Here is a 22952-nt window from a genome sequence, read left to right on the forward strand (position 1 = left end):
AGTCTTAATGAATGGCCTCATGCGCCGCAAGGGCCGCCATATTCACGAGATCGGAGACAGTCGCCCCGATCGGCACGATCTGCACCGGCTTGGACAGGCCAACCAGCAGCGGGCCGATCACCTTGCTTTCGCCCAGCACCGGCATCAGCTTGGAAGCGATATTTGCCGAATGCAGACCCGGCATGACCAGCACATTGGCGGGCCCGGACAGACGGCAGAACGGATAGAGCGCCATCAGTTCCGGATTAAGCGCCACATCCGCCGACATGTCGCCGTCATATTCGAAATCCAGTTCCTCCTGATCGAGAAGGGTCACTGCCTCACGGATACTGTCGGAGGTAAAATGCTTCGGATTGCCGAAATTTGAATAGGATAGCAGGGCAACGCGGGGTTCATGACCGAGCCTGCGCGCCACTTCCGCCGTTTCCTTGGCGATCAAGACCAGCTCTTCCGCCGTCGGCAGGGTGGTCACCGTCGTATCCGCCATGAAGACCGTGCGGTCCCGCCCGACAACCACCGAAACGCCGATGACAAGATGGTCAGGTTTGGGATCGATGACTTTCTGGATTTCCTTGAACGCGACCGAGAAGCGACGGGTCACACCAGTGACCACTGCATCGGCGTCCCCCATGGCAACCATGCAGGCGGCAAAGATATTGCGGTCACGATTGACAAGGCGGGCGCAGTCCCGAAAAAGATAGCCGTGACGCTGCAGCCGTTCATAGAGAAAGTGGTAATATTTCTCGCGGTCGTCCATCTCGCTGGCGTTATATATCTCAAGGCTTTCAATGCCATCAACCCCGATTTCCGCCATGATCTTGCGGACTTCATCTTCCCGGCCCAGCAGGATCGGAACCCCGTATCCAGCCTTGTGAAACTCCATGGCAGCGCGGATGACCTTTTCTTCCTCGCCCTCTGCGAAGACGACGCGGCGCGGGGCCGCCCGCACTTCATCGAGGATCAGTTGCAGCGATCCGGCCGTCGGGTCAAGACGGGCACGGAGCTCGTTCCGGTAGGCATTTTCATCAACGATCGGACTGCGGGCGACGCCACTGTCCATGGCCGCCCTGGCAACTGCCGACGGCACGTGGCTGATGAGGCGCGGATCGAACGGCACCGGAATGATATATTCTGGGCCATATTTTGGCCGGTTGCCCTTATAGGCGGCCGCAACTTCGTCGGGGACATCCTCGCGGGCAAGTTCGGCAAGGGCCTCCGCCGCGGCGATCTTCATTTCCTCGTTGATGGTTGTTGCCCGCACATCGAGGGCGCCCCGGAAAATATAGGGGAAGCCGAGGACATTATTAACCTGGTTCGGATAGTCGGATCGGCCCGTCGCAACAATCGCATCGCTCCGCACCTCGGCGATATCTTCGGGACGAATTTCCGGGTCCGGATTTGCCATGGCAAAAATGATCGGCTTGGCGGCCATGGATTTCACCATTGCCTTGTCGACCGCGCCCTTGACCGAGAGGCCGAGGAAGATGTCGGCACCAACCATAGCCTCCTCCAGCGTGCGCAGTTCGGTATCAACCGCATGGGCGGATTTCCACTGGTTCATCCCGTCTTCGCGGCCCTGGTAGATAACTCCCTTGGTATCGCAAAGGATGGCGCTGTTATGGGGCAGGCCCATGGCCTTGATCAGTTCAAGGCAGGCGATTGCCGCGGCGCCGGCGCCATTGACGACAACCTTCACATCCTTTAGCGTCCGTCCGGTGAGATCGAGCGCGTTGATAATACCCGCCGCGCAGATAATCGCCGTACCATGCTGGTCATCATGAAAAACCGGTATGTCCATGGCCTCGCGCAGGCGCTGCTCAATGATGAAACATTCCGGTGCCTTGATATCCTCAAGATTGATGCCGCCGAAACTCGGCCCGAGCAGGCGAACACAATTGACGAACTCGTCGACATCCTCGGTATCAAGTTCAAGATCGAAGCAGTCGATATCGGCGAAGCGCTTGAACAGGACAGCCTTGCCCTCCATCACCGGCTTGGAGGCGAGCGCGCCAAGATTGCCGAGGCCGAGCACGGCGGTGCCATTGGAGATAACCGCCACCCGGTTGCCCTTGGTGGTGTAGTCATAGACTGTCTCGGGGTCATCGGCGATGGCAAGGCAGGGACCAGCGACACCGGGGGAGTAGGCCAGCGACAAATCCCATTGGGTGGCGACGGCCTTCGTGGCGACGATCTCCAGCTTGCCGGGCTTGCCTTGCGCATGATATCGCAGAGCTTCTTCATACTGACTGAAATCCCGTTTATCGCTCATTGCCCCGCGTCCTCGTCCTGATTTATGTACTTCTACGGCCTGTTAAAAAATATCTGACAAAGCAGTTGGCAAAACGCCCTGCTATGGTAGTTTTCCCTCATGCCTACCCTAGTCAAAACCAAGTCGCAACTGAATAAATCAGCAACCCCGATGATGGAACAGTATCTGGCGATCAAGCGGGAGCATCCGGACAGCCTGCTGTTCTACCGGATGGGGGATTTCTACGAGCTGTTTTTCCATGACGCGGAACTGGCCTCCGCCTCGCTCGACATCGCGCTTACCAAGCGCGGAAAACATGAGGGCGAGGATATTCCCATGTGCGGGGTGCCGGTGCATGCCGCCGACGGCTATCTGCAGAAACTGATCCGCAAGGGCCACCGTGTCGCTGTCGCCGAGCAGATGGAAAGCCCGGCGGAGGCGAAGAAGCGCGGCTATAAGTCCGTTGTCGCCCGCGAGGTCGTCCGGCTGGTCACCCCCGGCACGATAACCGAGGAGGCGTTGCTGGATACCCGCAGCCATAATTACCTGCTGGCGCTGGCGCGGGCGGGGAAAGACTATGCATTAGCCTGGATTGATATCTCCACCGGCGGGTTTCATACCTTGGCAACGCGCATTGAGGACATCGCGGCGCAGATATCGCGGCTTAACCCAGGCGAGATTCTTGTCGCGGATAGCTGGCTGGCAGAAGAGGTCTTCCGCGACCTGTTTGCTGACTGGCAAAAAGCCCTCACCCCGTTGCCACCGGTCCGGTTCGACAGCCAGAATGGGGAGCGGCGGCTGAAAGACCTGTTTAAGGTATCCGCCCTCGATGCCTTCGGCGCCTTTGGGCGCGCCGAGCTTGCTGCCGCCGGGGCACTGGTCGATTATGTGGAACTGACCCAGAAGGGCAAATTCCCGTCGATCAAGCCGCCGCAGCCGGTTGCCGCCACCGATGTCATGTCCATTGACGCCGCCACCCGCCGCAATCTCGAACTCACCCGGACCATGGCCGGTGAGCGCGGCGGCAGCCTCCTTGCGGTGATCGACCGGACGGTCACCGGCACCGGCGGACGCAAGCTTGCCGCGGATATTTCAAGCCCGCTGACCCGGCCCAAAGCGATCCACCGGCGCCTTGACATGGTCGACTATTTTGAACGTAACGACGGGCGACGCGAGGCCATGCGCGACATCCTCAGGCGCTGCCCCGATACCGAACGGGCTCTGTCGCGGTTGTCGCTCGGTCGCGGCGGCCCGCGCGACCTCGCAGTTATCCGCGACGGACTTGCCGAGACCGCATACTTGCGCGCGACGCTGACACAAAGCGAGTTTGACCCGCTGGCGGAGGGGCTGGAGACGGCCGCCAACGACCTCGGGTTTCATGCCGAGATTGTCGAGCTTCTCACCCTCGCGCTCGCGCCCGATGTTCCGCTGCTTGCCCGCGACGGCGGTTTTATCGCCCGCGGCTACCGCGCTGACCTTGACGAGCTTAAGATCTTGCGGGATGAAAGCCGCCGCCATATCGCTAACCTGCAGGCGAGTTATGCCGAGCAGGTGACTATCCCGTCGCTGAAGATCAAGCATAACAATGTCCTCGGCTATTTTATCGAGATCACGCCGCGCTTTGCCGACAAGATGACCGCGGATTTCATCCATCGCCAGACCATGGCCAATGCGGTCCGCTATACCACCGTTGCCCTTGGCGAACTGGAAGGCAAGATTTCCCGCGCCGCCGACCGCGCGCTGGCGCTGGAGTTGTCGCTCTATGATGAGTTGGTTGCCAGAGTGACCGCCCTCGGCCCCGCCATCCTGTCCGCCGCCGACGCCATCGCCCGTATCGATGTCGCCGCCAGCCACGCCGAACTGGCAAAGGAACAGGACTATACCCGCCCCGTCGTCGATGACAGTCGTCGCTTCGAGATTACGGGAGGGCGTCATCCAGTGGTCGAGACGGCGCTGAAGGCAAATGCCGAGCAGGATTTCATCACCAATGACTGCAGTTTGAACGAGGACGAGCGGCTGTGGCTGCTGACCGGGCCGAACATGGCCGGAAAAAGCACCTTCTTGCGGCAGAATGCCCTGATTACCATTCTTGCCCAGATCGGTGCCTATGTCCCGGCAACCGCCGCCCATATCGGCGTCGTCGATCGCCTGTTCAGCCGCGTCGGCGCCGCCGATGACCTTGCGCGCGGTCGCTCGACCTTCATGGTCGAGATGGTGGAGACCGCCGCCATCCTCAATCAGGCGGGTCCGCGCTCCCTTGTCATACTGGATGAGATCGGCCGCGGCACCGCAACGTTCGACGGTCTTTCCATTGCCTGGGCGACAGTGGAAAACCTGCATGAGGTGAATAAATGCCGCGCCCTTTTCGCCACCCATTATCACGAACTGACCGCGCTGGGATCGAAGTTGGCCGCGCTTCGCAACCACAGTATGCGGGTCCGCGAATGGAAAGGCGACGTGATCTTCCTGCATGAGGTTACCGACGGCGCCGCCGACCGTTCCTACGGCATTCAGGTCGCGAAGCTCGCAGGCTTGCCAAAAGCCGTCATCGCCCGGGCGGAGGCCGTGCTTGACGCACTGGAAGAGAAGAACCAGACTTCGGCGTCCACACGGTTGACGGATGACCTGCCGCTGTTTTCGGCGGTTATCCGCGAGACCGCACGCGCCCACGAAAGCACTTCTTCCCTAACCGAAGAAAGACTGACCTCGGCCAATCTTGACGATCTGTCCCCGCGGGAAGCGCTTAACCTTCTGTATGAGTTAAAGGAATTATTACCGAAACCCTGAGCCAGCGGGTGACTAGCGTGCCATTGATCATTACGTTGCCCGCCAGTTCTCTGCCATAAATGAACAAAAAAAAGGAACGCGACATGTTTGATTTAACTGGAAAAACCGCCGTTATCACAGGATCGAGTAAAGGCATCGGCAAGTCGATTGCCGAACAGATGGCGAAAGCCGGTGCGAAGGTTACCATTTCCAGCCGGAAGGCCGATATCTGCGAGGAAGTGGCCGCCAGCATCAACGCCAGCCTGCCCAAGGGCAGCAGCGGCGAGGCGGTCTCCATCCCGTGCAATATAAACTCCAAGGAATCGCTGCAGAATCTTGTCGATGAAACCCACAAAAAGTTTGGCGATATCCATATCCTCGTCTGCAACGCCGCGCTCAACCCGTATTTCGGGCCCTCTGCGGACTGCCCTGATGACGCCTTCGACAAGGTGATGTCGAGTAATATCAAATCCAACCACTGGCTTTGCAATATGGTCCTGCCGGAAATGAAGGCCCGCAAAGACGGGGCCATTATTATCGTCTCCTCCATCGGCGGCATTCGCGGCTCCGCCGTTCTCGGGGCCTATTCGATTTCGAAGGCGGCGGATATGCAGCTCGTCCGCAATCTCGCGGTGGAGCATGGCGCCGACAATATCCGGGTGAACGCCATTGCCCCCGGCCTGATCCAGACCAATTTCGCCCGCGCCCTGTGGGAGGATCCCGAGATCCTGAAACGGGCGACCTCGCGCGCGCCACTGCAACGGATTGGCCAACCGGATGAGATTGCTGGCGCGGCGGTCTTCATGGCATCGTCGGCGGGCACTTTCCTCACCGGTCAGACATTGGTCATTGACGGTGGCCAGACGATTACCTGACGCGGTTTTTGCGTTGATGATAGGTTAGGGCGGCAGTGATAAAGTCTTTAATATGCTTCTTTTTGGGCACGTCATCGGGCCCAAAGAGAAGCGCGCGCGTACCGGAATAGCGGAATGCCGCCGGGCGTTCTTCCCTGAACTCATCGATCAGGCTGGTCTGGCAATGCACGAACAGGCCGTACTCGCCTGCCTCCCGCGCCGGGCCGAGGTGGATCGGGGTCCCGCTTTTGGCCCTTGTATGATAGCTTGGCGTGCCCCATTTCAATGTTTCCACAAGGGAATCGGGGCCGATAACTGTGGCAGCTGTGTCAAAAACAAGCTGCCGAAGCGCCAGCAGGCGGGCGCGCATATCCGCCGGATAAGATTTGAACACCGCCGCGACGGCCAGATCCTCGAATTCATGCTGTGCCATGTTATGCTGTCTCCTGACCGGGCACGTTCTTTATAAAGGACGCGAAATATGTATTTTCGAGCAATTAGCCCCGAATTTTGCTAAACAAGGGCAACGTCAAGTTTACAAGGGGGCCTGACCTTTAACAAGTCTGGCCCGAAAGCTGGTTTTATAAATGGAAAAAATTCCAAACCGAAAAGAGATTATCGATCGCAAGCGGCTGGTGTCCACCATCGCCGATCTTGCCAAGGAAAATAACCCCGGCGGATTTGAATTTCGCCGGGCCCTTCTTGATGAACTCAAGGCCGCATTGGAAGCCGGGAATAGCTGCGTTGAGCAGCGGTTCATGGAAACCAACAAGGGGCGGGCGACGATGTATGCCCAATGTTTCCTCATCGACCAGATTATCCGCACGATTTACGACGTGGCGACCCAGCATGTCTATTCGCTCAGCAACCCGACATCTGAGGAGAGATTGTCCTTGATCGCCGTCGGCGGGTATGGACGCGGCGAACTCGCCCCCTATTCCGACGTCGACCTGTTGTTCCTGTTTCCCTACAAGCAAACCTCCTGGTGCGATCAGGTGATCGAGTTCGTGCTGTACATGCTCTGGGACCTCGGGCTGAAGGTCGGGCATTCGACCCGCAATGTCGATGAATGCATCCGCCTCGCCAAAAAGGACGCCACCATCCAGACCGCCCTTCTGGAAGCGCGGTTTCTGTGGGGCGACCAGGACATGTTTCTGGAGATGCATGGCAAATACATGAAGGAAGTCGTTGCCGGACATAGCCGTGAATTTATCGAGGCCAAACTGCAGGAGCGCAAAGAACGGCATGAACGCTTCGGCAATTCCCGCTATGTAGTGGAACCGAACATCAAGGAGGGCAAGGGCGGCCTCCGCGATTTACAGACCCTGTTCTGGATTGCGAAATTTCTCCATGGTACGACGGAGATCTCGAAACTCGTCAAGCTCGGCGTGTTCACCGAAAAAGAACGGCGGCGCTTCACCAAGGCCTCCAACTTCCTGCGGGCGATCCGCTGTCATCTTCACTATCTGACAAACCGGCCGGAAGAACGGATCACGTTTGATGTGCAAACCGAACTTGCGCGTCGGCTCGGCTACACTGATCATGCCGGAACCCTCGGTGTCGAGCGGTTCATGAAGCATTATTTTCTGGTCGCCAAGGATGTCGGGGACCTGACGCGTATTTTCTGCGCCAATCTGGAGGCCGAGGAGCAGAAAATGAACCGCCTGCCGATCCCGCGCTTTGGGCTCGGGCGGCGCAAACTGAATGGTTTTATTGTCGAAAGCGGACGGATAAACGCGCCGCGGGATGATATGTTCAGGAACGAGCCGATCAAGATGCTGGAATTGTTCCATCTGGCACAGGATAAGGAGCTGGACGTGCATCCAAATGCGCTCAGGCTGATCCGGCAGGATCTGAAACGGATCAATCGCAGCGTTCGCCATGATCCAACCGCGAACAAACTGTTTCTGGACATGATGACAAGTCACAAGGATCCGGAAACGACGTTGCGCCGCCTGAATGAGGCCGGAGTGTTCGGCCGTTTCGTGCCCGATTTCGGGCGCGTCGTCGCCCAGATGCAGCATGACATGTATCATGTCTACACCGTCGATGAGCATACCATCCGCGCCATCGGTATCCTGTCGCGGATCGAGGCCGGGGAACTTGCCGAAGAACATCCCCTGTCCCACAAGATCATGCCCAAGGTCCTGTCGCGCAATGTCCTGTACTGCGCCGTGCTGATTCATGACATCGCCAAGGGCCGCGGCGGCGATCATTCCGTCCTCGGGGCCGAAGTGGCGATGAAGCTCTGCCCCCGGCTCGGTCTCACGCCGTCGGAGACGGAGACGGTCGCCTGGCTGGTCCGCTATCACCTGCTGTTCAGCGCCTTTGCCTTCAAACGGGATATTTCGGATCCGAAAACCGTTGAGGATTTCGTGCAGATTGTCCAGAGCCCGGAGCGTCTGCGGCTGTTGCTGGTGCTGACCGTGGCCGATATCCGCGCGGTCGGGCCGAATGTCTGGAACGGCTGGAAGGGGCAGTTGCTGCGCGAGCTTTACTACGTCAGCGAAACCGCGCTGACCGGTGGCCATCTGTCCGAAGGGCGGGCGGATCGGGCGCTGCATTATCAGGATGACCTGCGCAGTCTGCTGGACGACTGGCCGGAGGCGGAAATCGACCGTCATATTCATCGATTTTACGAATCCTACTGGATTGCGACAGCAAGCAATGATCGCAAGATCCATGCGGAACTGATGCGCCGCGCCGATGTTGAGGGGAGCCTGTTCACCCTTGAAACCCGGAGCGACCCATTCCGCTCGATCACCGAGGTTATTGTCTATACCGCCGATCATCCCGGATTATTCGCCCGCGTCACCGGCGCCATGTCGATCAGCGGCGCCAACATCGTCGATGCCAAGATCCATACGACCGTCGACGGCATGGCGCTGGATACCTTTTACATTCAGGATGCCCAGGGCGGCGTGTATGACAAGGGCGGGCGCATGAAAAAGCTGCGCTCGGCGATTGAAGACACATTGCAGGGCTCGCGCAAGCCGCATCTCGAGATCGTCGACCGGCGGAAATCGAGCCTGCCCAGCCGGACCCAGGTGTTCAAGGTCCCGCCCTCGGTCCTGCTCGATAACAAGGCCTCCAACACCCATACGGTGCTTGAGGTGAGCGGGCGCGACCGCACCGGCTTGCTCGCCGACCTGACCCGGGCGCTGTTCACGCTGTCGTTGTCGATCTCGTCGGCGCATATTGCGACCTACGGCGAGCGTGCGGTGGACGTTTTCTACGTGAAGGACAGTTTCGGCCTCAAGATCACCAGCAAGATAAAGCTGGCGAATATCGAGAAGAGACTGATCGCCGCGCTATCCGAAGGAGCGCCGACGCAGAAGAAGACCAGCGTGGTCAAGAAGGTGGCTGCGCAGTGAAGAAAGTGGTAGCCGGGTCATGAGGGGCGGTCCGGTTCGCCGGGCGACATGGGGTAGTTAAGGCATGAGTTTGTTTAAATCCGTCGCCACAGTGGGCGGCTTTACCATGGTCAGCCGCGTTCTGGGCTTTCTGCGGGATATCCTGATGGCAACGGTGTTGGGCGCCGGACCTGCCGCGGACGCGTTTTTCGTCGCCTTCCGCATTCCCAACATGTTCCGCCGGCTGGTCGCGGAAGGGGCCTTTTCTGCCGCCTTCATCCCGTTGTTTGCCCGCAAGCTGGAGGCGGACGGCAAGCCAGCGGCGCTGGAATTCGCGGGCCACAGCCTCAGTATCCTGGTCGGTTTCCTGCTTGTCTTCTCCGCCCTGTTCATGATTTTCATGCCGGTGATGATGCAACTTCTCGCCCCCGGGTTCGAGCCATCCGGCCCGCGCTTTGACCTTGCCGTCATCTTTACCCGGATCACCTTTCCCTACCTCACCGCCATGGCAATTGTCGCACTGCTGGGCGGGGTCCTGAATGCGTTTTATAAATTTGCGGCGATGGCGGCGGCGCCGATCCTGCTTAATATCATCCTGATTTCCTGCCTCCTGCTGATCGGCAACGAAGCGGGCCGCACTGTCGGTATCCTGCTGAGCGTTGGCGTCGCCGCGGCGGGGGTTGCGCAGGTTGTCTATCTTGTGATTGCCTGCCGGCGGGCGGATATCCGGATCAGGATTTCCCGGCCCGTCCTCACCCCTGACGTCCGCCGTCTATTCCGGCTGATGCTACCGGGTGCCCTCGGCGCGGGCGTCATGCAGATCAATATCCTCGTTGGCACCATCATTGCGTCCTTCCTGGCGACGGGATCGATCTCCTATCTCTATTACGCCGACCGGGTCTATCAGTTGCCACTCGGGGTTATCGGCATCGCCGTCGGCACCGCCTTGCTGCCGCTGCTGTCGCGGCAAATCCGCGGCGGCGAGGAAACTGCGGCCCTCTACAGCCTGAACCGGGCGATCGAGCTGTCGATGCTGCTGACCCTGCCCGCCGCCGCCGCCCTGATGATCATTCCCCGGGAAATTACGTCGGTGTTGTTCCAGCATGGCGAATTCACAGAGACCGCGAGCCTGGCCACCGCGGCGGCGCTGCTGGCCTTCGCCAGCGGCCTGCCCGCCTTCGTGTTGGTCAAGATCCTCGCGCCCGGCTTTTTTGCGCGCGAGGATACGACGACGCCGGTTGTCGTCGGGGTGCTGTCGATGATCCTGAATGTGGGCCTCAGTCTCGCCCTGATCGGACCGCTCGCCCATGTCGGTATCGCGCTGGCAACCGCGCTCTCCTCCTGGTTCAATATCCTGCTGCTGCTCGGCCTGCTCATCCGCCGTGGCCATTACCGCGCCGACAGGCGACTGGTAAAGCGGCTCGCCGGTATTCTCGCTGCCGCGGCCCTGATGTCCATCGGCCTGTGGTACGCGAAGACCGCGCTCAATGCCGAGTTCGCTGCGGATCTCGGCACACGGATCGCCGCGCTGGTAGCCTTGATCGGCGGCGGCGGCGTTCTGTACGTGATCGCCGCGTTCCTCACCGGCGCCGCAAGCCTTGCCGAGATAAAATCCATGCTAAGACGGCGGCCGGATCGTTAATATATTGACGGCGCTGTGATCGGCTGCAATAACCCCAAGATCAACTACAGGGCGATGCCCGACTTCCAGCCCCGGCACCCTGATGGTCAGCTTGCAAATTCGGGGCTCGTGTCCAAAGCGTGAGGAGCGTTTATGTCTCGTATCTTTTCCGGCGTTCAGCCATCCGGCAATCTCCATCTTGGCAATTATCTCGGTGCGATCCGCAATTTCGTCGGTCTTCAGGCCGATTACGAATGCATCTATTGCGCCGTGGACATGCATGCCATCACGGTCTGGCAGGACCCGGCCGCCCTCCGCAGTAACACCCGCGAGGTTGCCGCCGCCTACCTTGCCGCGGGGGTCGATCCGGAACGCTCCATCATCTTCGCCCAGAGCACCGTTCCCGCCCATGCCGAGCTTGCCTGGATATTCAATTGTGTCGCCCGCCTCGGCTGGTTGAACCGGATGACCCAGTTCAAGGAGAAGGCAGGCAAGAACCGCGAGAATGCCTCGCTCGGCCTTTATGCCTACCCCTCACTGATGGCGGCGGATATTCTCGCCTACAAGGCGACCCATGTACCGGTCGGCGAAGACCAGAAGCAACATCTGGAACTAACCCGCGATATCGCCCAGAAGTTCAACAACGACTACGGCACGGAGACATTCCCGATCGTCGAGCCGCTGATCTTCGGCGAGGCAACCCGCGTGATGTCGCTCCGGGATGGCTCGAAGAAAATGTCGAAATCCGATCCCAGCGATTATTCCCGTATCACCTTCACCGATGATCGTGACAGCATTGCCAAAAAGCTGCGAAAGGCACGCACCGACGCCGAACCACTGCCGGAAACCGAGGCCGGTCTGAAGGACCGCCCGGAAGCCGCGAACCTGGTTGGGATCTATGCCGCGCTTGCGGACATGACCAAGAAGGAAGTTCTGGTCGAGTTTGCCGGATCGCAGTTCTCGACCTTCAAGCCTGTCCTCACCGACCTCGCGGTTGAGAAGTTTGGGCCCATTGGCGAGGAAATGAAACGGTTGATGGCAGATCCGGCCCATGTCGATGCCATTCTAAAGAAAGGCGCTGAACGGGCCCGTGAGTTGGCACAGCCGATCCTTGCCGAGGTGAAGGATGTTGTCGGGTTTTTGTCACCCTGATGATGCCGGCCCAAAGACGTCGCTTCGTCACATAACTTGTAAGTCGATGCGAAAATACTTACATTTGATAGCGGCAGTAGTCGCTGCAGGCGGGTTTTTACAAGGCGGAAAACATGAGTGAAATTGGCGGTAGCGGTTCGGAAAACAAACGTATCGGAACGCGAGGGCAGGCCATAAAGGACAGGGCAAAGAAAAGCTGGAAAGTTCTCCTGCTTCTGCTGATCCTGTTTTTGGTCCTCTATTACCCGATCGGCATGTTCATGGTCAATAATATCGAGGACGATGTCAATTTCATGCCAACCGAGGAGAATAGCGTTCCCGGCGGCAGCCATGCCGTTGACATGATGGCCGGACTGATCGACCGGGAAATCAATCAAAACCGCTGGACCGCCAATGATCCGTTTTTCATGCCCTCCGCCGCGCTTGATAACATGCCGAACTATCAACAGGGCATTATCTCGGCACTGGCGCGCTTCGGCTTCGAGTTGACGGACCAGATCGGCCGGACGAGAGGATCGAGCCAGACCGACCCCGATTTGCAGGAGGCCGCCGGGCTGCTCCAGTATTCCGGTACCAAATGGAGCTGGGATCCGACCATTTCGCTGATGCCGACGGCCACCTCGGAACAGCAGTATGAAAAAGCCCGCAAGTCCCTTATCAACTATAACCGGCGGCTCGCCGACGGCAAGGCCGTGTTTGAGAGGCGAGCGGACAATCTCATTGCGACATTGGACCGCATTTCCCTCGATCTCGGCTCCTCCACCGCAGCCATTGACCGGCATATCGAGCAGAATATCAGCAGTTTCCTCGATTTCGAGAGCGATGACCTGTTTTACGGGATCAAGGGGCAGGCCTATGGCTATTATATGCTGATGACGGCGCTGGGGCAGGACTATGAATCCCTGATCAAGGAAAAGGAATTGACCAATGCCTGGGCGCAGATGCTGTCCAGCCTTAAATCCGTGGTCGAGCTTGACCCCCTCATCGTCGTCAACGGCGGGCCGGATTCGCAAATTCTACCCAACCATCTTGCCGCGCAGGGGTTTTATGTTCTCCGCGCCCGCACCCAGCTTCAGGAAATCAGCAACATTCTCTTGAAATAATCGGAGAGATAGTGTCAGGATAAATTTCTGTAGTGAATAATCAGCGGAGAATTTATGTCGAGTGACATCAATAGTGGTGGCGTGCGCAACAAGTTTCTTGTCGTCGTCGACGAGACCCCCGAGTGTAAATCGGCAATCCGCTTTGCCAGCCGCCGTGCCTGGCATGTCGGCGGCGGAGTCATCCTGCTGTATGTGATAGAACCACCGGAGTTCCAGCACTGGATGGGGGTGGAGCAGGCGATGCGGGAGGAAGCCCGTCAGGCGGCAGAAGAACTGCTGCAGAATCTCGCCGAGGAAATCCAGAAAGAGACAACCATCGTCCCCGAGTTCGTCATTCGCGATGGCTACAAGAAGGAAGAGGTCCTCGCCCTGATCGAGGAAGACCCCGATATCCGTATTCTGGTACTAGCGGCCTCACCGGAGTCCGGCGGGCCGGGTCCGCTGGTCAAAAGCCTGGTCGGGGAAATGTCGGGAACCTTCGCCATCCCGATTACCGTCGTGCCCGGAGACCTGACCACGCGCCAGTTGGATGCCGTAACCTGAGAGCGGACAGAATAATAAAGTATCCGCTTCATGGTTGACGATTCGTCTTTTATCCCCATGTATGACTGCGTTGCAATATATTTTCTCTGCTTTTCAGGTGTAAATATCTGAAAACACAGGGAAAATCTGCGCGGGCAAAACTTCGCTTGATCTTGCTCCCTAGTTGCCACATAGTCCGGCTCCGATCCAGCGTAGATTTCGGCTCGGCACTATATATTGTATTGAGGTTAAAAATCGTTAACCATATGTTGTGGCCACTACTTGCAACGCCACAGTATCAGGCACGAAATAAAGCACAATTTATATGATGCAAATACTGAAATCCTGGGCGAAATCCAATAGATTAGTCACGCTGCTGGCTGTGTTGCTTGCCTTCGTCTATGTCTTTCCCGCCTTTATGGAACATGGCGCCAAGATCGAGAAGGTTACCGGCAGCATCGGCAAGGCGATCCTTGCCAAGGCCAATTTGGGCACCGACCGCAAGGCAGTCCGCCAGTCGTCCATCGACCAATCCGGCAGGCTCGATATCAGCAGCCTCCATCAGGCGCTGTCCGAGCTCGACTACAGCCTCCAGAATATCCGTGACGGCCAGCCCGTGCCCCGCTTTTTTGTTGAGAAGATGCCGATCGGTATTGTCGATATCACCGATGTCGGCGACCGCAAGCGGACCTTTCTGAAACTGGTCCTGCCGCTGATTCTGAACAGCAACGAAAAAATACAGGCGCGCCGCGATCATCTGGTCGCCCTCAACACAGCGCAAAAATCCGGGAAGGCGCCGTCCGCCGCTGATCAGAAATGGCTCGCCGGGGTTGCCGAATATTACCGGGAAAGCCCCACGGATCTGCCCGCCCTTTTAGCGAAAGTGGATGCCATTCCGGTTTCCATGGCGCTGGCGCAGGCGGTCGAGGAATCCGGCTGGGGCACATCGCGTTTTGCGCTTGAGGGCAACGCCCTGTTCGGGCAGCGGGTCTGGTCCAGCGGTGACGCCAACAGCGGCGAAGGGATTATCCCCGAGGAACGCGACAACGGGGAGACCCACGAAGTCAAGGCCTTCAATACCCTCGCCGACTCGGTCAAGGATTACATCCATAATCTCAATGTCCATGATGCCTATGCGGATTTTCGAAAAGAGCGCGCCGAATTGCGGGCGGAGCCGGGGGCGCGGCTTGATGGCCTGCGGCTCGCCGAAACCCTGACCCCCTATTCCGAAGGCGGGAGTAACTATATTGAGAATCTGCGCACGCTGATCGAGGCCAACAGGCTCGACGACTTTGAAAGCGCCATTCTCGCCCCCGAACAATTCGCCGATAGCCGGTTCTGACCGGCTCGCCGGTTTCATGACCGCAGTCGCCCCCACCCGTGTCCGTCGCGACCACGAATTCCCGCTCGCAATCTGCCCCAAGGTGTGAAAATATAATTGCCATACCATCATCGGATCCGGCTCATCCGGGTTCGCCAATGATAATAATTCGGGGGAAACATGGGCCGGCTCGACAATAAAATTGCGCTTATCACCGGCGCCGCCACAGGGATCGGCCGCGCCACCGCCCAGCGCTTCATCGACGAGGGGGCGACGGTCTTGCTCACGGACATAAATATCAAGGGCGGCGAGGCAGCAGCCTCCAGCCTCGGCGCGGCAGCACATTTCACAGTGCAGGATGTCCGTCATGAAGCCGACTGGCGGACGGTGATGACGGAGATCGAGTCTCGCTTCGGCCGCCTTGATATTCTTGTCAACAATGCGGGCATCCTGTCGATTGGCGACCGCCAGACAATAGAGGATACGGACCTCGGCCATTGGCGCGCGATCCAGGCGGTCAATGTCGAGGGAGTATTTCTCGGCTGTCAGGCCGCGGTCCGGATGATGAAGGGACAGGGGCATGGCGGCGCGATCGTCAATCTGTCCTCCGTGGCCGCGTTGATCGGCACCGCGTATCTCATCGCCTATGGCGCCTCGAAGGCAGCCGTGCGGCAACTGACGAAATCGGTTGCCATTCATTGCGCCAGCAAAGGCTATGGCATTCGCTGTAATTCCGTCCATCCCGATCCGGTGCGCACCGATATGGGCGACGAGCTTATGGCGATGTATGGCGGCGACGTCAAAAAGGGATGGGAGCGTGTGCCCGATCGCGTCCCCCTCAAACAGGTGAGCGAACCCGTCGATATCGCCAACAGTATCCTGTTCCTTGCCTCCGATGAGGCGCGCCATATCACCGGCGCCGAACTGGTCGTCGACGGCGGCATGACCGCCATCTGACCCCGCCCCTTTCAACATCCCTATTCCCGGAGCTCTGTCATGCTGATCAATCACACCCGATTACAGAAGTTCGTCGAAGACATGCTCATCGCCGCCGGCAGCGATGCACGCGAGGCCGCCATTGTCGCCGATCATCTGGTGCTGGCCAATCTGTCCGGCCATGACAGCCACGGCGTCGGCATGCTTCCCCATTACGCGCGCAACCTCCAGGCTGGGCTGCTGCATCCGAACCAGCATATCGAGGAGGTCCGCCGCGACGGTTCCATCATGGTGTTCGATGGCCGCGCCGGATACGGCCAGGTCATCGCCCGCGAGGCTATGGCGGAGGCCATAAATGTTTCACGTGAAACAGGCCTCGCCCTCGTCGCCCTTCGCAATGCCCATCATATCGGCCGTGTCGGCACCTATGGGGAGCAATGCGCCGACGCCGGTCTGGTGTCGCTGCATTTCGTTAATGTCACCGGCCACCTTCCCTATGTCGCACCGCACCGGGGGTCGGATGCCCGTTTCGGCACGAACCCGATTTGCATCGCGCTACCGGATACGGAACTGGAGCCGCGCATCATTCTCGATTTTGCCACCAGCAAGGTCGCCCTGGGCAAGGTCCGGGTCGCCCATAACAGCGGCAAGAAAATGGCGGAGGGTCTCCTCATCGACAAGAACGGCGACCCGACGACGGACCCGGGCGTCATGTGGGAGGAGAAGGTCGGCGCGCTGCTGACCATCGGCGAGCACAAGGGCTACGGCCTTGCCCTGATGTGCGAGCTGTTGAGCGGCGCGATCGGCGGCGGCGGCACCCTCCAGCCGGGGAACGTGCGCGATACCCGCATCATCAACAACATGCTCTCCATCGTCATTGACCCCACCCGGCTCACCGAGCAGAATTTCATCGCCAGCGAGATGAAGGCGATGTGCGACTATGTCCGCGCCTCCCCGCCACGCAAAGGCGAGGAAAATGTTATCCTTCCCGGGGACCCCGAGCGCGCGCAACGGGTGGCCCGCAAATCCAGTGGCATCGAGATCGACGACGAAACCTGGCGGCAGATTATCGAGGCCGCTGCGGCCTTTGACGTCAAGTTTGAATAACCTGTACGACCTAATATTGTTATATATAAGCGTTATAATTGTTTAAATGGCCGCCAGCGCGGATTGAGTGGGGGAACGAGCGGGCGAAAGGGATTGAGTAAGCCGATACAACAGGCCGGTGAAGCCTGCGGGCCTGCGGGACGCCTGTCGTGAGTGGATTTAATCAGCGGGAAACGAAGGCGGAGCATTTAACTCCGCCCACACTCTCTCACACTATTTCTTCACTCGGCCGAGCAGGTCATTGGCGGCGGTTAACATCAACCCCGTATCGCCCGCGCAGATAAGAAAATCGAAGCCATCGGCGAATAGCGCGTTCGTCGCCTCGGCCCCCTTGGAGATACAGCCGAGAAAGGCCGGGCTGGCCTTGATCTTGTCCCGGGCTTCGGCAAACAACGCCTTGACCTCGGGATCGTCAAATTCGCCAAGCTTGTTGATACTGCCGGAAAGATCGTTAGGCCCGATAAACAGCATATCGACACCCTCAACGGCAGCAATGCTCTCGATATTGCCGACGGCCTCTTTTGTCTCGATCTGACAGATAATCAACATCTCTTTATCAATGTTCTTTTTATAATCGGCGGCATGACGCCCATAGCCACCGGCGCGTGCCACGCCGAGGCCGGAACCGCGGATACCGCCCGGGGGATAGCGGCAGGCCTGAACCACGGCTTTCGCCTCCTCCGCCGTATTGACCGACGGAACCATCAGCCCCTCCACCCCGGTATCAAGCGCCCGCTTGATCATCACATTATCATTCCATGGCACCCGCATCAAAACGGTGATGTCACTGACCGAAGCCGCGGCCCGATGTAGTTCAATCGCACTTCGGAGGTCGCCCGCACCATGCTCGTGGTCGATCATCACAGCATCAAACCCGCTGCCCGCGATAATCTCGGCCATATCCGTGGAGTTGGAAAACAACCAGCAGCCAGTCGTTTTTTCGCCAGCTTGCAGTTTCTTTTTTAACTTGTTCTCGCAATACATCGGTTTTTCCCTCTCGTTAAACTATCCCTGAAAGTTGTTAATTGCTGCCGTCCGACGGAATATAGAAGAGCGAGCCGAACCAGCGCCAGCGCCGATCCGGGCCGAGCAGGGTGCAGTTGATGCGCCCCTGTCCCGGCTTGAAGGCGGAGGCCAGACGGACCTCCACCCGCGAGGAGCCGATTTTCTCGATCGGAACCGCACCGCCGGTCTGATTGGACGAGAAACAGGACAGGCCGTTGAGGCCGCCGTAATCCTCGGTCACCGTAAAGCCAAAATTGGGCGGATTACGCCGCAGCACATTGTCGGAAGGTGTCACCTCCGCCACCCGCAGCGGCAGGGCATTGGCGGCAAGCCGGAACCGGCCGATGCCGCCGTAATTCTCACTCATGGCAAAGCGCGGCAACTCAAACCGGTCATGCCCGGAATAGGCAACGCCGGACTGCTGACCAAAGGCGGCCTTGAAGCCCGCAGCGCGGATGACGGCCTTCACATCGTTGCCATACTCTCCGTAAGGATAGGCAAAAATAGCGGGAACAAAGCCGAGTTCTGCCTCAAACCGGCCGTTTGCCTTGGCGATATCCGCCTGAATTTGCTCGGCGTTCATCAACGGCAGATGGCCGTGGGAATAGGAATGATGGCCGATATGAACCCCGCCGTCGCGGAGTATCCTCAGCTGATCCCAGGTCATATAATCTGGAAACGCCTTGTCCACCCCCTCCGGCGCCACAAACACCGTAAACGGCAGCTTCGCCGCTCGTAGGAGAGGCCAGGCAATCTCGAACACCGACCGATAGGCATCATCAATGGTGATCGCCACGGTTTTATCCGGCAGGACCTCGCCTTTTTCCAGGCGATCGACGATTTCATTGAGCGGCAGGACCGTATACTCGCCGTTGGTAAGCTCGGCGATATGCTCCTTGAACTGCTCTATCTTGATATTGGTATGGGGATAGTTATCCTCGTCAAAGCGATGATACATGATCACACTCGCCCAGTCGGCGGCCGCCGCCAGTGGGGCCCCGAGGCTCATCGTCAATAACAGCACCGCCGCCATTACCGCCGCAGTTGCTTTCCCTGATGTCTGTCGCTTTTTCATGCTTGTTCGTTGCTCACTTATCCGGGTTTTCATTCCATCAACCGGGTGCCTGCCGCCCGGTCAGACAGGGTAGGATACCGGCGAGGTTTAAATAACTGGTAATGCCACCATTCATTCATGTAACAATCCCATCCGGCGGCAGTCATCAGCCCGAGAAGGATCGCCCGGTTCTTCTGGGCCTCGGCAGGAATATCCGTCGTGCCATGATGCGACAACGCGGTCATGGCGTCAAACTCCGTTCCCATCTCAAGCCTCTGCCCGGCGCCGTCGATCAGGGTGAGGTCGATGGCCGCGCCGCGCGAATGCGGCGAGCCGCTGGATGGCGGCGACAGGAAGTCAGGGTTTGGCGTATGGTCCCACAGGGCTTGCACCGCCTCGCTCGGACGGAAGCCGTCATACAGTCGGAACCTGAGCCCAAGCGGGGCGGCAAGGTCAATCGCCTTTTGCATCTTTTCCGCCGCCTCAAGGTTGAGAAAGCAGGCGCTGCGCCGATATACCGGCGCGCCAGTGAAATTATCGGCCGTTGCATAGCGAAGCTCCAGCTCGACATCATAGGTTGCCGGGGTAATTTCTGTTAAACTTTCCGCAAGGGCCATCTCGAACCTGTTTACTTGAATTTGCAGAGGGTAACGCGTAACACATAAATCTGCCGATCGTTGGTGACCCTACATGGCTGGAATGTGGAACGCAATAAAATGAAGATACTTGCCCTGGATACGGCGTTGAATGCCTGCTCGGTCGCGGTGACGGAGGGAGAGGCGGCGATTGCCCATATTCATGAGAAGCGCCGCCGTGGCCATGCGGAAACCCTGATGCCGATGATCCAGAGCCTGATGAAGGAGACTGGTCTGCGCTTTGCCGATCTCGACCTGATCGCGGTCACCATCGGCCCCGGCACATTCACCGGCCTCAGGATCGGCCTTGCCACTGCCCGCGGCATCGCCCTTGCGGCACATAAACCGATTGTCGGTGTCACCACGCTGGAGGCGCTCGCGGCCGCGGTGCCGGAACAGCTTGCGGCCGGCCGGCCGGTGATCGCCACCGCCGACGCCCGGCGCAACGAAATTTACCTGCAGGTGTTTTCACCAGGGCGCCCAAATGGCCTACCAGAACCTCTGAGCGCGCCGCTAGCCATCCCGCTGGAGGAGGCACATACCTGCCTGCCCGATGAGGGCGCCGTCATCATCGGGTCGGGCGGCCCGCTCCTCGCACAGCAGGATTATTTTAACGGCGCAAAATACAGTCTGCTGGATCTTGACGAGGATCCGGATGCCGTCATCGTCGCCCGCCTTGCCGCAAACCGCCCGGTTCCCGACGCCGATGCCGCACCGCCCGCCCCGCTTTACTTGCGGGCGCCCGACGCCAAACTCCCCGGCGGCAAAGACGCCAAATTCCTGTAATCGGGGGTGCATATGGCACTGAATGACATTGATATAGACTTTATGGAGGGTATCGCCTGCGCCGCACTTGCTGCCAAAATGCATGCGGAATGCTTTTCCCCTGCCTGGGACGAGGCTTCCTGCGCGTCGGCGATGACAATTCCGGGGACTGTATTCCAGCTGATGAGTCTTGGCGATGAACCCGTGGCGTTCGCGCTCTACCGCTGCCTGTCCGGGGAGGCGGAACTGCTGTCGCTCGGCGTCCTGCCGGAATACCAGCATCGTGGATATGCCGGAATACTGCTGGATCACGGCATCGAACGCCTCGTCGCCAGTGCGGTTCACCTGCTGTTTCTCGATGTCGGTGTCGAAAATCTCTGGGCACAACAGCTTTACCGGTCGCGGGGGTTTATCGAAATCGGCCGCCGGAAAGACTATTACACCCATGGCGCGGGGCTTGAGGATGCAATCACCATGAAACGAGTTCTTTAAAATTCCGCTGTTTGCCTATTCTAATAAGAATAGAATTACAACAAATTATCTATTTCTCCCTCTTTTGGTCACAGTATTTTTGTAGGGTATGTTTTTTTCAGTAGTAATATTGCGCATATATTGCCGATACATTATAAGACAGCTTGTTTCTTAATGAAGGATGGTGACCGTGTCTGAAAAAATCGATAAACTGGAACTTCTGGCGCTGACAACGGACATCGTGACGTCGCATTTGTCGCGGAATTCCGTTGGCTCGGAAGAGATTTCGGCGTTAATACGGGATGTCTACAGCACATTATCGACAGTGGGCGAGGGGGCAGCGGACCCCGACAAGCCTGAGCCGGTCGTGTCCATTCGCAAGTCGATCCATCCAGACTATATTATCTGTCTCGAAGACGGTAAAAAGCTCAAGATGCTGAAACGGCACCTGAAAACATCCTATGACATGACGCCGGATGATTATCGTCTGCGCTGGGGACTGCCCGCCGACTACCCCATGGTGGCCCCCAATTACGCGGAACAGCGGCGCAAACTGGCCAAGAAAATCGGGCTCGGAACCAGCCGCAAGAAAGCCTGAGATAAGTAATTTCTACTTTCGCTGGCCCAAAAACCATAATTTGTATAAAATCGGGGCGGCTGACACTTGTCAGCGGCCTTTTGATTAATCGAGGTTCATATGCCTACTCGTCTCGAACAAATCTGCATTGACAAGGGCTTGCGCATGACCGACCAGCGCCGCGTAATCGCCCGCGTGCTGTCGGATTCGCAAGATCACCCGGATGTCGAACTTGTATACAAGCGGGCCTCCGATATTGATGACACCATCAGTATCTCAACGGTCTACCGGACTGTCCGCATGTTCGAGGAAAACGGTATCTTGGAGCGCCATGATTTCGGCGACGGCCGCGCCCGCTATGAGGAAGTATCGGACCAGCATCACGATCACCTGATCAATGTGCAAACGGGGCAGGTCATCGAGTTTACCAGCGACCAGATCGAGGAACTGCAGACAAAAATTGCCAAGGAACTGGGATTCGAATTGATCGATCACCGGCTGGAACTTTACGGAAAACCGCTCAAGCCGGACAGTGTCGCCCAGGTGCCGCCGGAGGAATCCGTCGTCAACATCAAGCATACAAGCCATAATAAAAAGAACGACTGACCCCATCGTAATATTACCTAGTTGAGTGATGAATAATATCAGACCCATATTTACTTTGCTGGCGGTTCTCCTCTGGGCCGGCCTTCTGGTCCCGGTGCAACTGATCATTCTGGCGGCGTTTCCGCGGCATCGTTACTGGCTACCGCAGATTTTCCACGCCGGTATCTGCCGGCTGTTGCGGGTCAAGGTCGTGATGTCGGGAACCATCAACCCCGACCAGCCGACGCTTTTCATCCTCAATCATATTTCCTGGCTTGATATCCCGGTGGTCGGCAAGACCATCAAGGGAAGCTTCGTTGCCAAAAATGAAGTTGAGAAATACCCGCTGGTCGGCGCGATCTCGAAGCTGCAACAGACCATCTTTATCGAACGCACCCGCCCCTCGATCATGGGGCACAAGGGGGAGATGCAGGGTCATCTTGAAAACGGCGACAACCTGTTCCTATTCCCCGAGGGCACCTCGTCCAACGGCATTGTCCTCCGCGATTTCAAAAGCTCGTATTTCTCCCTCGCCGAGCGGGAAATAAACGGCCACCCTCTGGTCGTCCAACCGGTTACCATCGCCTATAGCCGGTTGAACAATATTTCCCTGACGCGCGGCACCATGGGGATTGTCGCCTGGGTCGGGGATGAGGAATTGATGGGTCATATCTGGGAGTATCTGAAGCGCGGCACGATCACGGCGGAACTGCGCTTTCACCCGCCGGTCACGATTGACGACTATGATTCTCGAAAAACCATGGCCAGCGACTGCCAATTGACGATTGCGAAGAGCCTGAGCCGCGCATTGACGGATCGGCCCGAGGAAATCACGGAAAAATAACGAAATTTACGCCGTTATCCCTTTTTTTCCGGC

The 22952-nt window shown here is 58.2% G+C and carries 20 protein-coding genes; 15 read left to right on the forward strand and 5 right to left on the reverse strand.

What is annotated here, in order from left to right; all coding sequences use genetic code 11:
- Positions 1 to 4: 4 nt before the first annotated feature.
- The gene (locus ACESNI_RS14130; protein ID WP_373087977.1) at positions 5 to 2269 is read right to left on the reverse strand and encodes an NADP-dependent malic enzyme; all 2265 of its coding nucleotides are present in this window, start codon (positions 2267 to 2269) and stop codon (positions 5 to 7) included.
- Positions 2270 to 2368: 99 nt separating this feature from the next.
- Between ACESNI_RS14130 and mutS the strand changes: the two genes are divergently transcribed.
- Both mutS and ACESNI_RS14140 read left to right on the forward strand, forming a co-directional pair.
- Entirely contained in the window at positions 2369 to 5035 is a 2667-nt protein-coding gene (mutS, locus tag ACESNI_RS14135) for a DNA mismatch repair protein MutS (protein WP_373087980.1), read from the forward strand.
- Between the two features lie 83 nt (positions 5036 to 5118).
- Positions 5119 to 5889 (forward strand): SDR family NAD(P)-dependent oxidoreductase, encoded by a 771-nt coding sequence (locus ACESNI_RS14140; RefSeq protein WP_373087982.1) that lies wholly within the window; start codon positions 5119 to 5121, stop codon positions 5887 to 5889.
- Here ACESNI_RS14140 and ACESNI_RS14145 read toward each other — a convergent pair.
- Positions 5882 to 6301, reverse strand: a complete 420-nt coding sequence (locus ACESNI_RS14145; protein WP_373087984.1) for a DUF1801 domain-containing protein — start codon at positions 6299 to 6301, stop codon at positions 5882 to 5884. The genes ACESNI_RS14140 and ACESNI_RS14145 overlap by 8 nt on opposite strands.
- 154 nt (positions 6302 to 6455) lie before the next feature.
- Between ACESNI_RS14145 and ACESNI_RS14150 the strand changes: the two genes are divergently transcribed.
- The 8 genes from ACESNI_RS14150 to ACESNI_RS14185 all read left to right on the forward strand — a co-directional run bounded on the left by ACESNI_RS14150 (position 6456) and on the right by ACESNI_RS14185 (position 16983).
- On the forward strand, positions 6456 to 9242 hold the full coding sequence (locus tag ACESNI_RS14150; protein ID WP_373087986.1) for a [protein-PII] uridylyltransferase: 2787 nt from the start codon (positions 6456 to 6458) through the stop codon (positions 9240 to 9242).
- Between the two features lie 64 nt (positions 9243 to 9306).
- On the forward strand, positions 9307 to 10863 hold the full coding sequence (gene murJ / locus ACESNI_RS14155; protein WP_373087988.1) for a murein biosynthesis integral membrane protein MurJ: 1557 nt from the start codon (positions 9307 to 9309) through the stop codon (positions 10861 to 10863).
- Positions 10864 to 10995: 132 nt separating this feature from the next.
- Positions 10996 to 11994 (forward strand): tryptophan--tRNA ligase, encoded by a 999-nt coding sequence (trpS, locus tag ACESNI_RS14160; RefSeq protein ID WP_373087990.1) that lies wholly within the window; start codon positions 10996 to 10998, stop codon positions 11992 to 11994.
- 113 nt (positions 11995 to 12107) lie between these two features.
- Positions 12108 to 13097, forward strand: a complete 990-nt coding sequence (locus tag ACESNI_RS14165; RefSeq protein ID WP_373087993.1) for a DUF2333 family protein — start codon at positions 12108 to 12110, stop codon at positions 13095 to 13097.
- A 54-nt stretch (positions 13098 to 13151) separates the two neighbouring features.
- Positions 13152 to 13640, forward strand: a complete 489-nt coding sequence (locus tag ACESNI_RS14170; RefSeq protein ID WP_373087996.1) for a universal stress protein — start codon at positions 13152 to 13154, stop codon at positions 13638 to 13640.
- Positions 13641 to 13944: 304 nt separating this feature from the next.
- Complete coding sequence (locus ACESNI_RS14175) at positions 13945 to 14961, forward strand: glucosaminidase domain-containing protein (protein WP_373087998.1); 1017 nt, start codon at positions 13945 to 13947, stop codon at positions 14959 to 14961.
- Positions 14962 to 15120: 159 nt separating this feature from the next.
- Positions 15121 to 15897, forward strand: a complete 777-nt coding sequence (locus ACESNI_RS14180) for a glucose 1-dehydrogenase (RefSeq protein WP_373088000.1) — start codon at positions 15121 to 15123, stop codon at positions 15895 to 15897.
- A gap of 81 nt (positions 15898 to 15978) precedes the next feature.
- On the forward strand, positions 15979 to 16983 hold the full coding sequence (locus tag ACESNI_RS14185) for a malate/lactate/ureidoglycolate dehydrogenase (protein WP_373088102.1): 1005 nt from the start codon (positions 15979 to 15981) through the stop codon (positions 16981 to 16983).
- Between the two features lie 213 nt (positions 16984 to 17196).
- On the opposite strand, the gene ACESNI_RS14190 is transcribed toward ACESNI_RS14185, so the two are convergent.
- Genes ACESNI_RS14190 through ddpX form a run of 3 tightly spaced genes read right to left on the reverse strand, consistent with a single transcriptional unit; the run spans position 17197 to position 19659 of the window.
- Positions 17197 to 17967 carry an HpcH/HpaI aldolase/citrate lyase family protein gene (locus ACESNI_RS14190; protein WP_373088002.1) on the reverse strand — a complete coding sequence of 257 codons (771 nt, stop codon included), beginning with the start codon at positions 17965 to 17967 and terminating at the stop codon, positions 17197 to 17199.
- 37 nt (positions 17968 to 18004) lie between these two features.
- Entirely contained in the window at positions 18005 to 19063 is a 1059-nt protein-coding gene (locus tag ACESNI_RS14195; RefSeq protein WP_373088004.1) for a polysaccharide deacetylase family protein, read from the reverse strand.
- A 29-nt stretch (positions 19064 to 19092) separates the two neighbouring features.
- Positions 19093 to 19659, reverse strand: coding sequence for a D-alanyl-D-alanine dipeptidase (gene ddpX, locus ACESNI_RS14200; protein WP_373088007.1), 567 nt, complete (start codon positions 19657 to 19659; stop codon positions 19093 to 19095).
- A gap of 99 nt (positions 19660 to 19758) precedes the next feature.
- Between ddpX and tsaB the strand changes: the two genes are divergently transcribed.
- The 5 genes from tsaB (at position 19759) to ACESNI_RS14225 (ending at position 22919) form a co-directional block, all read left to right on the forward strand.
- A complete protein-coding gene (gene tsaB / locus ACESNI_RS14205; protein WP_373088009.1) occupies positions 19759 to 20463 on the forward strand; it encodes a tRNA (adenosine(37)-N6)-threonylcarbamoyltransferase complex dimerization subunit type 1 TsaB in 705 nt (234 codons plus the stop codon).
- A 12-nt stretch (positions 20464 to 20475) separates the two neighbouring features.
- Positions 20476 to 20934: a ribosomal protein S18-alanine N-acetyltransferase gene (gene rimI / locus ACESNI_RS14210; RefSeq protein ID WP_373088011.1), complete on the forward strand. Its 459-nt coding sequence runs from the start codon at positions 20476 to 20478 to the stop codon at positions 20932 to 20934.
- A 169-nt stretch (positions 20935 to 21103) separates the two neighbouring features.
- Positions 21104 to 21511 carry a MucR family transcriptional regulator gene (locus ACESNI_RS14215; protein ID WP_373088013.1) on the forward strand — a complete coding sequence of 136 codons (408 nt, stop codon included), beginning with the start codon at positions 21104 to 21106 and terminating at the stop codon, positions 21509 to 21511.
- A gap of 99 nt (positions 21512 to 21610) precedes the next feature.
- Positions 21611 to 22096, forward strand: a complete 486-nt coding sequence (locus ACESNI_RS14220; protein ID WP_373088015.1) for a Fur family transcriptional regulator — start codon at positions 21611 to 21613, stop codon at positions 22094 to 22096.
- A 28-nt stretch (positions 22097 to 22124) separates the two neighbouring features.
- Entirely contained in the window at positions 22125 to 22919 is a 795-nt protein-coding gene (locus tag ACESNI_RS14225; protein ID WP_373088017.1) for a lysophospholipid acyltransferase family protein, read from the forward strand.
- Positions 22920 to 22952 lie beyond the last annotated feature (33 nt).

It is taken from the genome of Sneathiella sp., assembly GCF_041689005.1.
GTDB lineage: Bacteria > Pseudomonadota > Alphaproteobacteria > Sneathiellales > Sneathiellaceae > Sneathiella.

Excerpts from the sequence above, each read along its gene's own strand:
- ACESNI_RS14130 (WP_373087977.1), bottom strand. The coding sequence starts at position 2,269 with ATGAGCGATAAACGGGATTTCAGTCAGTATGAAGAAGCTCTGCGATAT.
- mutS (WP_373087980.1), top strand. The coding sequence starts at position 2,369 with ATGCCTACCCTAGTCAAAACCAAGTCGCAACTGAATAAATCAGCAACC.
- ACESNI_RS14140 (WP_373087982.1), top strand. The coding sequence starts at position 5,119 with ATGTTTGATTTAACTGGAAAAACCGCCGTTATCACAGGATCGAGTAAA.
- ACESNI_RS14145 (WP_373087984.1), bottom strand. The coding sequence starts at position 6,301 with ATGGCACAGCATGAATTCGAGGATCTGGCCGTCGCGGCGGTGTTCAAA.
- ACESNI_RS14150 (WP_373087986.1), top strand. The coding sequence starts at position 6,456 with ATGGAAAAAATTCCAAACCGAAAAGAGATTATCGATCGCAAGCGGCTG.
- murJ (WP_373087988.1), top strand. The coding sequence starts at position 9,307 with ATGAGTTTGTTTAAATCCGTCGCCACAGTGGGCGGCTTTACCATGGTC.
- trpS (WP_373087990.1), top strand. The coding sequence starts at position 10,996 with ATGTCTCGTATCTTTTCCGGCGTTCAGCCATCCGGCAATCTCCATCTT.
- ACESNI_RS14165 (WP_373087993.1), top strand. The coding sequence starts at position 12,108 with ATGAGTGAAATTGGCGGTAGCGGTTCGGAAAACAAACGTATCGGAACG.
- ACESNI_RS14170 (WP_373087996.1), top strand. The coding sequence starts at position 13,152 with ATGTCGAGTGACATCAATAGTGGTGGCGTGCGCAACAAGTTTCTTGTC.
- ACESNI_RS14175 (WP_373087998.1), top strand. The coding sequence starts at position 13,945 with ATGATGCAAATACTGAAATCCTGGGCGAAATCCAATAGATTAGTCACG.
- ACESNI_RS14180 (WP_373088000.1), top strand. The coding sequence starts at position 15,121 with ATGGGCCGGCTCGACAATAAAATTGCGCTTATCACCGGCGCCGCCACA.
- ACESNI_RS14185 (WP_373088102.1), top strand. The coding sequence starts at position 15,979 with ATGCTCATCGCCGCCGGCAGCGATGCACGCGAGGCCGCCATTGTCGCC.
- ACESNI_RS14190 (WP_373088002.1), bottom strand. The coding sequence starts at position 17,967 with ATGTATTGCGAGAACAAGTTAAAAAAGAAACTGCAAGCTGGCGAAAAA.
- ACESNI_RS14195 (WP_373088004.1), bottom strand. The coding sequence starts at position 19,063 with ATGAAAAAGCGACAGACATCAGGGAAAGCAACTGCGGCGGTAATGGCG.
- ddpX (WP_373088007.1), bottom strand. The coding sequence starts at position 19,659 with ATGGCCCTTGCGGAAAGTTTAACAGAAATTACCCCGGCAACCTATGAT.
- tsaB (WP_373088009.1), top strand. The coding sequence starts at position 19,759 with ATGAAGATACTTGCCCTGGATACGGCGTTGAATGCCTGCTCGGTCGCG.
- rimI (WP_373088011.1), top strand. The coding sequence starts at position 20,476 with ATGGCACTGAATGACATTGATATAGACTTTATGGAGGGTATCGCCTGC.
- ACESNI_RS14220 (WP_373088015.1), top strand. The coding sequence starts at position 21,611 with ATGCCTACTCGTCTCGAACAAATCTGCATTGACAAGGGCTTGCGCATG.
- ACESNI_RS14225 (WP_373088017.1), top strand. The coding sequence starts at position 22,125 with ATGAATAATATCAGACCCATATTTACTTTGCTGGCGGTTCTCCTCTGG.